General features: G+C 61.2%; 11 protein-coding genes and 1 pseudogene. 9 read left to right on the forward strand and 3 right to left on the reverse strand.

The genetic code is table 11. The annotated features are described in order from the left end of the window. Nucleotides 1–1,179 (reverse strand): annotated as a pseudogene (locus tag SFLMC1_RS09450) (DNA-directed RNA polymerase subunit alpha C-terminal domain-containing protein); the annotation flags it as partial. 141 nt (nt 1,180–1,320) lie between these two features. On the opposite strand from SFLMC1_RS09450, the gene SFLMC1_RS09455 reads away from it, so the two are divergent. From SFLMC1_RS09455 to SFLMC1_RS09495, 9 genes are all read left to right on the forward strand, one after another. Further along, the gene (locus SFLMC1_RS09455) at nt 1,321–3,249 is read left to right on the forward strand and encodes a BglG family transcription antiterminator (protein WP_152073472.1); all 1,929 of its coding nucleotides are present in this window, start codon (nt 1,321–1,323) and stop codon (nt 3,247–3,249) included. Then, nucleotides 3,242–3,556 (forward strand): PTS lactose/cellobiose transporter subunit IIA, encoded by a 315-nt coding sequence (locus SFLMC1_RS09460; RefSeq protein ID WP_152073471.1) that lies wholly within the window; start codon nt 3,242–3,244, stop codon nt 3,554–3,556. Before SFLMC1_RS09455 ends, SFLMC1_RS09460 begins: the two co-directional genes overlap by 8 nt. 40 nt (nt 3,557–3,596) lie before the next feature. Then, nucleotides 3,597–3,929, forward strand: a complete 333-nt coding sequence (locus SFLMC1_RS09465; protein ID WP_152073470.1) for a PTS sugar transporter subunit IIB — start codon at nt 3,597–3,599, stop codon at nt 3,927–3,929. A gap of 54 nt (nt 3,930–3,983) precedes the next feature. After that, nucleotides 3,984–5,348, forward strand: coding sequence for a PTS sugar transporter subunit IIC (locus tag SFLMC1_RS09470; RefSeq protein WP_152073469.1), 1,365 nt, complete (start codon nt 3,984–3,986; stop codon nt 5,346–5,348). 85 nt (nt 5,349–5,433) lie between these two features. Further along, complete coding sequence (locus SFLMC1_RS09475) at nt 5,434–6,468, forward strand: N(4)-(beta-N-acetylglucosaminyl)-L-asparaginase (RefSeq protein ID WP_152073468.1); 1,035 nt, start codon at nt 5,434–5,436, stop codon at nt 6,466–6,468. A gap of 68 nt (nt 6,469–6,536) precedes the next feature. Then, the gene (locus tag SFLMC1_RS09480; RefSeq protein WP_152073467.1) at nt 6,537–7,700 is read left to right on the forward strand and encodes a Sapep family Mn(2+)-dependent dipeptidase; all 1,164 of its coding nucleotides are present in this window, start codon (nt 6,537–6,539) and stop codon (nt 7,698–7,700) included. A gap of 24 nt (nt 7,701–7,724) precedes the next feature. Beyond that, entirely contained in the window at nt 7,725–8,405 is a 681-nt protein-coding gene (locus tag SFLMC1_RS09485; protein WP_152073466.1) for an RDD family protein, read from the forward strand. A 70-nt stretch (nt 8,406–8,475) separates the two neighbouring features. Beyond that, nucleotides 8,476–8,997, forward strand: a complete 522-nt coding sequence (locus tag SFLMC1_RS09490) for a GrdB-related putative oxidoreductase (RefSeq protein WP_152073465.1) — start codon at nt 8,476–8,478, stop codon at nt 8,995–8,997. Between the two features lie 41 nt (nt 8,998–9,038). Next, the gene (locus SFLMC1_RS09495) at nt 9,039–10,178 is read left to right on the forward strand and encodes a YitT family protein (RefSeq protein ID WP_226798424.1); all 1,140 of its coding nucleotides are present in this window, start codon (nt 9,039–9,041) and stop codon (nt 10,176–10,178) included. 429 nt (nt 10,179–10,607) lie between these two features. Here the strand turns inward: SFLMC1_RS09495 and SFLMC1_RS09500 are convergent, their stop codons facing one another. Together SFLMC1_RS09500 and SFLMC1_RS09505 are read right to left on the reverse strand one after the other, a co-directional pair. Further along, nucleotides 10,608–10,844, reverse strand: coding sequence for a hypothetical protein (locus SFLMC1_RS09500; protein WP_152077106.1), 237 nt, complete (start codon nt 10,842–10,844; stop codon nt 10,608–10,610). A 7-nt stretch (nt 10,845–10,851) separates the two neighbouring features. Further along, nucleotides 10,852–11,064, reverse strand: coding sequence for a hypothetical protein (locus SFLMC1_RS09505; protein WP_152073463.1), 213 nt, complete (start codon nt 11,062–11,064; stop codon nt 10,852–10,854). Nucleotides 11,065–11,497 lie beyond the last annotated feature (433 nt).

The raw sequence follows: 11,497 nt of genomic DNA on the forward strand, positions 1-11,497 counted from the left end.
GTTGTCCTTGGCCTCTTCGGCGTCGTCGGTATCCACGAGCTGGTTGAGCAGCTCGTCGAGAGAAGCCATGTCCTCGTTGATGGCACCGTTGGCGGGAGCCTTCTTATCGTCGATCGGGGCGCCCAGGAGCTCCTCGTCGGCGTCGGCGTGATGCGTCGGCGTGGCGGAGGTGCCCAGCAGGATGTCGTCCGGACCGTCGGGGCTAAAGACCATCTGCAGCAGCTGCGAGAGGTCTTCCTCGTCGGCAACGTCGTCGTTGTTCTCGAGGATGTAGAGCAGGTCGTGGGCCTCCAGGCCGTCACGGAGCTCCTCGATCGCCTTGGCGCCGATGCCGTCGATGCGCAGCAGATCCTCCTCGGACTTGCCGACCAGGTCGCCGACCGTCTCGATGCCGACCTCGCTGAACTTGTTGGTCCAGCGCTGCGACACGCCCAGGTCGTCGAACAGGTACAGGCGAGCCTTCTCGGCGGAGATGGTGTGGCCGTTGCGGGTGAACGAACCGTCAGCACCGCCGAACTCGTCGTAGCCGGCCCAGTCGAGCTGCTGCGGGAGCTGCTCGTCCAGGTCCTTGAGCTCCACGGGGGCCCACTCGGGCAGCGACTTGGCGTTGGGCGAAGCCGGGCCGTCGATGTCCACGTAGCCGTCGGCCGTGCGATACGTCAGCTTGGCGTTGGCGTACGGCTTGAGGCCGGTACCGGCAGGGATCTTCTTACCGACGATGACGTTGGACTTAAGGTCGAGCAGGTGGTCGACCTTGCCCTCGATGGCAGCCTCGGTAAGGACGCCGGCGGTGCGGATGAACGAAGCGCTCGACAGCCAGGAGTCGATGTTGGACGCGACCTTGAGCGTACCCAGGATGACGGGCTCGGCCACGGGAGCCTGACCGCCCAGACGGGCAACGCGCTCGACCTCGTCGGCGAACTCGTAGCGGTCGACGTACTGACCGAGCAGGTACTTGGAGTCGCCGGGGTTGGTAATCTGAACGCGACGCAGCATCTGACGTGCGAGCACCTCGATGTGCTTGTCGTTCAGGTCGACGCCCTGGCTGGTGTAGACGTCCTTGACGCTCTCGACGAAGGTGTGCATCGTCGACTCGATGTCGGTCAGCTTGCGCAGGTTGCGGAAGTTGACGAAGCCCTTGGTAATCTGGTCGCCGGCGCGAACCTCGCAGCCGTCCTCATCTTCAAACGTAAGGGACTGTGGAAGTAACGACCCCCGGACATCCCAACTCGTTCAAATCGGATGCCGTGAAAGCTGGCACCGACATATATCTGCGACAACGTGCCTATCAACTAGAATGCGAGTTATGAGGAGGCACGCATGAACAGCTCGGAACTCGCGACATATATCCTGCAAAACGGCACTGTCGATGCGAAAACGCTCATGGCGAGGCTCGGCTTGAAAGAGCGAGCCATGCGCTCGAGAATCCAGCATGCCAATGACAGCCTCGCCGGCTGTGCGCGCATCGCGTTCTCGCGCAGCCACGGCGGCTACGAGATCGCCGTCTATGATGAGGAGGCTCTCAAGGTCCGGCTTCAGGACGGGAACCGCGCTGACCGGCTTGACTACCTTCCCTCAACCCCCAAGGAACGCGTCGATTATCTCCTGCACAACCTGCTGGCGCGTGACTCTTGGATCAAGCTTGACGACATCGCTTCGATGCTCTGCGTATCGCGCGCGACCATATCGAACGATCTCAAGGACGTTCAGCGCGTTCTCGATGAATACGGCCTTGCACTCGAGAAGCGCCCACGCTACGGCATGCGTGTCACAGGTGAAGAGATCGATCGCCGCAACTGTCTGGCGGCGATTGCAGTCAACACCACGCTCTCCTCAGAGCACCTGAGGCCCGTGACATCCGACATCCTCGAGCGCCTCTCCGCCTCGGTCTATAAGGTTCTGGAGTGCGAGGGGGTCAAGATCAACCCCTTCGCCCACCACAATCTCATCGTCTACATTGCGGTTACCCTCTCCAGAATCCGCGAGGGTCGCGTTCTCGAGGCGGGGTTGACCCCGCTTGACGAGTCCATTGCACGCGAGCGCGGCGTCGCGGTCGCGCTCGCACGACGAATCGGCAAGGAATTCGGCGTCTGCATGCCGGAGCCCGAAATCGAGGGCATGTGCATCCAGCTGGCAAGCAAGCGCCTATTCAATACGCAGGGTGGAGACGACGGATCCCACCTGGACGAGCCCGCCGACTCTACCGAGATCGACAACGAAGCCTGGAAACTTTCGAATGAGATGGTCGAGACGGTATGGCGCGCCTTCCGATTCGACTTCCGAAGCGACATCGAGCTCATCATGTCGCTCGCACGGCATCTCATGCCCCTTACTGTGCGTCTCCGTTACCGCATGACCATAGAAAACGCCATTCTTCACGACATCAAGAAGCGCTTCCCGCTCGCATACTCGATGGCAATCGACGCGTCGGGGGTCCTCTCGGAGCATTTTGGACCAATGCCCTCTGAAGAGGAGATCGGCTACATCGCGCTCGCGTTGGCGCTCGCGATCGAGCGCAAGACGAGCGGGCTGATGCGCAAGCGAGTGCTCGTCGTCTGCCCGACCGGGAAGGGCAGCGCCCAATTGCTCGCCCTACAGATCAGGCACCGCTTCGGCGATCAGCTGAACTCTATCGACACCTGCGATGTGAACGAGCTCGACCACATCGACCTCTCCAAGATCGATTACGTGCTCACCACCGTGGCGCTCCCATGCACCCTAAACGTCCCGGTGGTGCACGTCTCAAACTTTCTCGATACGAAAAGCAGCGAGGATATCCGCATCGCCATCAACGAGGGCGGCACGAGCGAGGCGATGCGGCGCATACCGCCCGAACTGTTCTTCCCACACCTTGCCACCCGCACACGCGAGGACGCCCTGGAGTTCTTGTGCGCGCGAGCGCGGGCGTGCATGAACCTCTCTCGCGACTTCCCCGCTGCCGTTGGCCAGCGCGAGGCCATGGCGGCAACGTCCTTCGGAAATCTCGTCGCCCTCCCTCACGCTTTCGACGACACCGCCGACCACACCTTCGCGGCGGTCGGCATCACGGACAACCCGATCGACTGGGGCGGCAAGCCCGTCCGCCTCATCTTCCTCATCTGTGTCGCCAACGACGCGGTAAACAGTCTCAACGGCTTCTACCGCGCACTTTCGAAATTGCTTACCAACAAGGAATCCCTCCAGCGGGTCGTCTCGGACATGAGGTTCGAGACGTTGCTGGAAGAAATGAAAGGAGACTACATTGGGTGAATTGGAACGGGTCGCGTTTCAAATCATCGCGGCGGTCGGCGAGGCGCGAAGTTGCTACGTCGAGGCCATACACGCGGCGAAGGAGCACGATTTCGGGCGCGCGCAGGAACTGATGGACAAAGGCGAGCAGGAGTTCTATCGCGGCCACGATGCCCACACCGGACTCATCCAGCGCGAGGCCGGCGGCGACCCGATCGCTATGAACCTCATGCTCGCCCATGCCGAAGATCAACTTATGAGCGCAGAGACCTTCCGCGCAGTCGCCGTCGAGCTGATCGACATGTGCAAATGCCTGCCAGAAGCCTAAGCGCCCCGCCTGGTGAAATATGCGCGAGAAAGGAAGACTCATGAGCGCAAAGAAAAAGATCTACCTGTTCTGTACTTTTGGAATGTCGACCAGCATGCTCGCCCAGAACATGCAAGATGTGGCCGACGGTCACGGACTGCCCGTCGAGGTGAAGGCGTTCCCGCTGCGCACGATGGACGACGTCATCGCAGAGCACCATCCGGACTGTGCGCTGCTGGGCCCGCAGGTTCGCGACCAATTCGAGACGACCAAGGCGCGTCTCGCCGAGCAGAACCTCCCCTGCGGCCTCATTCCGCAGGAGGCCTACGGCATGGTCGACGGCGAATCCGTCCTCAAGATGGCCGTCAAGCTCATCAAAGCCAACAAGAAATAAGACCGAGGCCCAACGATAGCTCCCAATCCATAAGAGAAAGGACGCATGGCACTCATGCTCGATAAACTTGAGAAAATACTTATGCCCTTAGCAGAAGCCATCGGGCGAAACAAATACCTGATCTCGATTCGTGACGGCTTCCTGGTCTCCACGCCGCTGTTGATCGCGGGCTCCCTGTTTCTTCTGATCGCGAATTTCCCCGTCCCCGGTTGGCCCGAGTTCCTCGAGTCCATCGAGATGGGCAACGGCATGACGCTCGCCACCTTCCTGTCCAAGCCCTCTGACGCCACCTTCACTATCATGGCCATCTTCGCTACGATGGGCATCGCATACTCCTATGCGAAGCAGATCGACACCGACCGAATCTTCGGCGCCGCAACCGCGCTTATGTCTTGGTTTTTGCTCATGCCCTACGTGGTCGACGGCACTGTCACCGTCGGCGGCAAAGACGTCACCGCCAGCATGTCCGGCATCCCGCTCGGCTGGGTCGGCGCAAAGGGAATCTTCGTCGGAATCATCATCGCATTCACCTCGGTTGCGCTCTACGCGTGGGTAAAGCGCCGCGGCTGGGTCATCAAGATGCCCGCCGGCGTACCGCCCACCGTCGTGGAGTCGTTCTCCGCCCTCATCCCAATCATGGTCACGATGGGTGTCTTCTTCCTTATCAACACGGTCTTCGGCATGTTCGGCACCGACGTGTTCGACATCATCTTCGTATGGCTCCAGACGCCGCTGCTCGGCCTTGGCGACACGCTTGGAGCAATGGTGATCGCCTACGTTTTCCTGCACCTCTTCTGGTTCTTCGGCATCAACGGCTCGAGCGTGGTCGGAGCGGTGTTCAATCCCATCCTGCAGACGCTCGCCGTGGAGAACCTCGAGTTCTTCAAGACCGGCATCGGTGAGGGACATATCATCTGTCAGCAGTTCCAAGACCTGTTCGCTACCTTTGGCGGCGCGGGCTCGACGCTTTCGCTCATCATCGCGATGCTGCTGTTCTGCAAGTCAAAGCGCATCAAACAGCTTGGCAAGCTCGCCCTTGTCCCAGGCATCTTCAACATCAACGAGCCGGTCATCTTCGGCCTGCCGATCGTCATGAACCCGCTCATGCTCATCCCGTTCATGCTGGTGCCGACCGTGAACATCGTCGTCTCGTACCTCGCGATGGCCGCCGGGTTCGTACCCATCTGCAACGGTATCCAAATCCCTTGGACAATGCCGCTCGGAATCTCGGGCTTCTTCGCGACCAACTGGGTCGGAGCCCTTTTGCAAATTGCCTTGCTTGTACTCGGCGTATTCCTATACATGCCCTTCATCAAGATGATGGACAAGCAGTACCTGTCCGACGAGCAGAAGGCGATTGAAACGCCGATCGAGGAGGACGATATCGACCTCGATGACCTCTCCTTCGACGACCTGTAAGGCCACCCCGCTCCCGTGCGTCCGCCCGACGACCTTTACGTCGCGGCGGACGCCCCCTAATTCATTCGAGAGATTGGATCGCACCATGTGGGCAATCATCGGAACCTGGCGCATGGCCCTCGAGGGAATCCAAGGCGCAACCCCCGCCCTGGCGAACGGCGGCTCGGCTGCAGACGCCGTGGAGCGCGCGGTGCGCGCGGTCGAGGACTTCCCCTATTTCAAATCGGTCGGCTATGGGGGACTCCCCAACGAGCTGATGCAAGTCGAGCTTGACGCGGCATTCATGGATGGTGACACGCTCGAATTCGGAGCGGTCGGCGCCGCGAGGAACATCGCGAACCCCGTCTCTGTCGCCCGGAGCCTCGCCGCGTCGGACGCCAACAACCTGCTCGTGGGGGACGGCGCCACCGAGTATGCTGTGAACCAGGGCTTCGAGATCAAGAACATGCTGACGGACCGGGCGAAAATCCACTATCGGCGCCGCCTCGAAGCGGAAGGCCGCGTGACGCCGGGCGAAGAACGCCACCTGGGCGAGCCTGAAGCCGAGCAGGAGGCCGCGCGGGGCGCGATGCCCGGCTGCGACCGCGAGCGTGAGAATCCCGCGGGCCACGACACCGTGGGCGTAGTCGCGCTCGACGCGAGCGGTTCGATGGCAGCAGCCACATCCACGAGTGGCTTGTTCATGAAGAAGCCGGGACGCGTCGGCGACTCTCCCGTGCCCGGTGCGGGATTCTACGTCGACAGCAAAATCGGCGGAGCGGCCTCGACCGGATTGGGCGAGGACGTCATGAAGGGCTGCGTAGGCTACGAGATCGTCCGGCTCATGGGCGAGGGTCTCGACCCTCAATGCGCTTGCGAGCGGGCCATCGCCACCTTCACGCGCAAGCTCCGTGCCCGTCGCGGTCACGCGGGGGATATCTCCTTCGTCGCCGTCGACAGCCGAGGTCGCTGGGGAGCGGCCAGCAACATCGAGGGGTTCTCGTTCGTCGTCGCGACGCAAAGCGACCCTGCACGCGTTTACCTCACCCATCCCCAGCCGGACGGCAGCTGTGTGCACGAGGCAGCGAGCCGGGAATGGCTCGAGGAGTACATGGCCTCACGGACCGCGCCGCTTGCGTGATCTAGCACACGGCCCCACCTGGTCGCCCGTCGCCCATGGGACCGCCCCTACGAAAGGACCGATAAACGATGCACGACACGAAAATCGTTCACACACCCATCGACCGTGCACTGGAACAGAGGATTTTCGACTTCGTCGACGCGCTTTCAGATGAGCTCATAGCTGCGATACGCGATATCGTCAGAATCAAGAGCGTCCAGGGCGACGCGTCGGACGGCGCCCCCTTCGGACTCGGCCCACGCGCAGCGCTCGACGCCACGCTCGATCGCTGCCGTCGAATGGGATACGAGACACGCGACCTCGACGGTTACCTCGGCTACGCGACATGGGGCACGCCCGGGGATGACGGCTATGTCTGCGCTCTCGGCCATCTTGACGTGGTCCCCGAGGGCGAGGGATGGAATTATGGTCCCTACAGCGGACACCTCGAGAACGGCGTGATATACAGCCGCGGCGTCCTGGACAATAAGGGGCCGATCTACGCCTGCCTCTATGCCATGGAGGCGTTGCGCCGTGCCGGGATCAAACCCATTCGTGAACTGCGCATTATGTTCGGCTGCAACGAGGAATCGGGGTTCGGAGACCTCGTCCACTACCTCGAGACCGAGCCGGCGCCCGTCGCGGGATTCACCCCGGACTGCAAGTATCCGGTCGTGTACGCCGAGCGCGGGCGGGCACTCGTCAGGCTTGTCCTCCCTTCGGCCGAGCTCAACCACTACATGGACTTCGTCAACACCTACGTTCTGAACGCGAAGCCGAGCGGCGAGCGACTCGGCGTCGCCGTGCACGATGACGAGTTCGGCGACCTCGAGGTGAGGAACTACCGCCTGCTTGACGCGGACGGGATGCCGGCGGTCGAGCTCGCCCTGAGCTATCCGGCAAATGTCTCTGTGAACGAGCTGCTCGAGCGGCTTCGGAGTACGGTCACGAAAGACGACGCCACCGTGCATCTCGTACGGAACTTCGACCCTGTCCGCTTCGAGCGCGACTGTCGGCTCTGCCGTGATCTGCAATACGCCTACGAGCGAGTGACCGGCGCCGACGGCACCCCCGTCACAACCACCGGCGGCACGTATGCCAAGCTCATGCCCAACATCGTGCCCTTCGGCCCATCCTTTCCCGGCCAGAAGGGCATCGGTCACCAGCCGAACGAATGGATGACCGTCGCGGACATCATTACGAACACCAAGATCTACGCACTCGCCCTCTACCTGATTGCATGCAGCCGTTGATCCACCAGATCTGAGGAGCATTCCATGTCGTCAAAGAAACACCGAAAACGCCGTGACCGTAGTCAGGACCACTGCTCGCAACCGAGCCCGCGCCCACGGCCCGGAACAGCTCGGGCCGTGCAGATCGAGCCAGCGTCACTCTCCCACCGCTTCTTCGCGTACCTGATCGACTGGTATCTCGGTGCTCTCTGCACGATGATCCCGATCTCCGTCATCGCGCAGTGGCAAACGGGTGACATGACGATCATCAACCTCCTCGACATCCCCTCCCCGTGGGGCCTCGTCGCGGGGGCCGCCGGAACCCTGCTTGGGGCAACGTACTACGTCGCCTTCCCCGCGCTCGTCTGGAAAGGCCAGACCCCAGGCAAGCGTCTGTGCAACGTCGTCATCGCCAATCCTGACGGTACGGCACCGAGTGTGCGGCAGCTGCTGATTCGCCAGGTGCTCGGACTGATTATAATCGACGGGGCACTCGTTTCCGCGAGCTCCATCTGGCACCAGATGCTCACCGTCGCCACACGCATCAACTTCGTGACCCCGCTCATGTACGTCGGGTTCGCCCTGTCGGCGATAAGCATCCTCATGATCGTCCTGAGGCGGGACCACCGCTGCATTCACGATTTCTTGGCGGGCACCGAGGTGCTTGCCAAACCAAGGCCGTATACTGAGGCTGAAGCCGATCGGAGGGCGCACACGATTGACTAACTCGCGGTGTCAAGCCGGCCACCGCACCCCCCCCTCACACATATGTAAACTTCCGATTTGGAGGCACACGATGAAGATTGTCATGATTTACGACCAGATCCAGTCCGGCATGGGCGCCAAGGATGACAGGATGGTCCCTCTCGGCATTCTGAAGGAACCGGTCGGTCCCGCGATCATGATGGAGCCTTACTTGAAGGAGCACGACGGACGCGTCATCGCGACGCTTTACTGCGGCAACGGCACCTATATGGCCAATCCCGACGAGACCGCGCGCAAACTTGTCGCGATGGTCGGCAGGCTCAACCCCGACGTAGTCATCTGCGGCCCCGCTTTCAATTACGCCGAATTCGCCGAGATGAGCGCCCGCGTGGCCTCCGACATCGATGCGACGGGAACGATCCCCGCCGTCGCCGCAATGTCAGAGGAAAACGCCGACACCATCGCCCGCTACTGCCACGCCGTGCCGATCGTCCGCACCCCCAAGAAGGGTGGCGTCGGACTTAACGCGGCGCTGAAATCGCTCGCGAAGCTCGCGGCAGGACTAGCCGACGGAAAGGACGTCTCAAGTCTGCGCGAGAAGATCTGCTACTGATTCGACTGACCACCGATACCGCCGGACCAAGGGGGGACCGCATGAACCCAACCCATGATTCCGAGAGCTCCGATCTCCTTCGGGAGGGCCGGACGAGGTGCCGCCGACGTTTCTCCGAGCCCGGTTCGGGGCCCCGTCGCACCTCCGAAGCCGTCAGGCGGGTGCGCGCGATGCGAGAGGAGCGCGTGCGCAAGGTCTACGCGCAGCTTGAAGATGCCATATCAGCAAACGAGCAGGGGGAGCGTGCGGGAACCCGGGAACGCATCGGCCATCCACGCGCGAAAATAGACTTCAAGGCGGAAATCGCGCGACTCAAGAACCTGAGACGTCAGGCGCGCGTCCGGTTCATCATCACGCTGCTCTCCGTCGTAGCGTCCGCGCTACTCCAGGCCTATGCCATGAAGGCGTTCGTCCAACCGTCCAACCTGCTCTCGAGCGGCTTTACCGGCCTCGCGATCCTAATTGATCGCATCACCTCACTGTTCGGCGTCTCGTTCCCCACCTTCGCGGGCATGATCGCCCTGAATATACCGGTCGCCATCATCAGCTGGAACAGCATCTCGAAGCGCTTCGTGGTGTTCTCGATGATTCAAGTCCTACTCGCAAGCTTCTTCCTTCGCGCTCTCTCGTTCCAGCCAATTCTGCACGACACCATCTTGACGGTCGTTTTCGGCGGGTTCCTCTACGGCCTCGCGATCGCGATCGCACTTGTCGGAGGGGCGTCGACAGCAGGAACCGATTTCATCTCGCTCATGGTCTCAAACAAGATCGGCAAGGGTATATGGGGCTTCATCTTTGCCGGTAACTGCGTCGTTCTCGTGATCTTCGGCTCCATGTTCGGCTGGACCGCCGCTGCCTACTCAATCATCTTTCAGTTCATCTCGACCAAGACGATCGAGCTGTTCTACCATCGCTACGACCGTGTGACCCTGCAGATCATAACCACGAAGCCCGACGAGGTACTCGAGTCCTACTGCAAAAAATACCATCATGGCTCCTCCTGCTTCGAGGGAATCGGCGGGTACAGCCGCGAGACCTATTGGCTCATCAACACTGTCGTGAGTTCCTATGAAGTAAACGATATCGTCGCACTCGTCCGAATCGTAGACGGCGGCGCCGTGGTCAATGCGTTTCGCACCGAGAACTTCTTCGGAAACTTCTATCGCGACCAACCAAATTAACCGGCACGCCCCCCGCCGAAGTTACGCCTGGTGGGCAGAGGTCTCGCCCGGTAGGCCAATATCCCGGCCAATGCAAGCCCCTTACGCCGAGAAGAAATCCGCATCCGCCACGCGTCAGGGGCGCAGACGCGCCGGATCGATTGAAACATGCGCCCAGGCGAGCGCCTCCCGCCGATGCACGCTGTAGACGATGCACGCTGTAGCCGACGCCCTGCGCACAGACGGCGGAGTCCAGTGTGTTGGACAGGTCTACCATCGCATCATTGGCCACCCCGCTATCGCCTCCGCAGCGTTATGGCAGGGGGGGTAGCCCACATATTCAAGCGCAATAGAGTCCCGTCCGTCGGAATACGCGGCCACCTCAAGCGCATACAAGCCGATCTACGAGACGGTCGACGAGTGACGCGCACTCCCCCGCAAGAGTCGGGGCTACGGGCTTGCGCTGGACCTCACCCATAAGTTAGATGTGAACCTCCTACAGCCGCTCATGCCAAGTCCCCCGAGCAGGGGATCCTCGTCGACGGGCTTGAGCTCCGCAGAGACCTCATAAGTGATCGTAAACGATTCTGCATCGTAGATACGCACCTGATTGATTATCCCCGCCCACTCGCCGCCGCGATCGAAGCCGGCGTGCCAATCCTTCGCGCGCAGAACACTGCCTGCCACCTTCAACTCACGCGTGATGCTCGCCTTGGACACCGCTACTCGCGCGGTACACGTGCGCGGAAAACACGTCCGGCCACGTCCATTCCTCGAAGAGGGCAGCAACCCCTTCGAGCAGTTCGATAGTGCCAGCACCGCGCAGAGCCGAACCGAAAAAGCAGGGGAAGATTGCGAGTGCAGTGACAAGCAGGCGAAGCATGGCTGCGGAGAGGTGCACCTTCATGGCCGTTCGTCTCCCCTCCCATCGCTTATGAAACGAGGCGTGTTTCGGAAGTATGCAGCAAATTTAGGACGTGTCGAGCACACGGGGGTTTGCGATAATAACCCCGCGGTTAGATCGATTGGGCATGTACAGTGTGGTTGGACTATCGGGATTTTGCGGCATACTTCCGAAATCACGCCTCAAAATGATTCGTTCCTTCGTCCCCAGGGGATCAACGGAACGCAACAGGTTGAGCATACGCAAGCGAGCGGCCCCCAGAGCGTACAAGGTGGCATGAAAAAGGCAGGGCATTGACCTTTTGGGCATGCCCTGCCTTTTGAATGACAGATTGTAGCTCTGGGGGCCGCGCAGCGACGGAGGCCGCCGCCGTTCGTTAGAACGGCGGAACTAATTACTCCTCGTCGTTGTCCTTGGCCTCTTCGGCGTCGTCGGT

This window comes from Collinsella aerofaciens, from assembly GCF_901212495.1.
GTDB lineage: Bacteria > Actinomycetota > Coriobacteriia > Coriobacteriales > Coriobacteriaceae > Collinsella > Collinsella aerofaciens_H.

Coding starts and splice junctions, on each gene's coding strand:
- SFLMC1_RS09455 (WP_152073472.1), top strand. CDS start 1,321: ATGAACAGCTCGGAACTCGCGACATATATCCTGCAAAACGGCACTGTC.
- SFLMC1_RS09465 (WP_152073470.1), top strand. CDS start 3,597: ATGAGCGCAAAGAAAAAGATCTACCTGTTCTGTACTTTTGGAATGTCG.
- SFLMC1_RS09470 (WP_152073469.1), top strand. CDS start 3,984: ATGCTCGATAAACTTGAGAAAATACTTATGCCCTTAGCAGAAGCCATC.
- SFLMC1_RS09475 (WP_152073468.1), top strand. CDS start 5,434: ATGTGGGCAATCATCGGAACCTGGCGCATGGCCCTCGAGGGAATCCAA.
- SFLMC1_RS09480 (WP_152073467.1), top strand. CDS start 6,537: ATGCACGACACGAAAATCGTTCACACACCCATCGACCGTGCACTGGAA.
- SFLMC1_RS09485 (WP_152073466.1), top strand. CDS start 7,725: ATGTCGTCAAAGAAACACCGAAAACGCCGTGACCGTAGTCAGGACCAC.
- SFLMC1_RS09490 (WP_152073465.1), top strand. CDS start 8,476: ATGAAGATTGTCATGATTTACGACCAGATCCAGTCCGGCATGGGCGCC.
- SFLMC1_RS09495 (WP_226798424.1), top strand. CDS start 9,039: ATGAACCCAACCCATGATTCCGAGAGCTCCGATCTCCTTCGGGAGGGC.
- SFLMC1_RS09505 (WP_152073463.1), bottom strand. CDS start 11,064: ATGAAGGTGCACCTCTCCGCAGCCATGCTTCGCCTGCTTGTCACTGCA.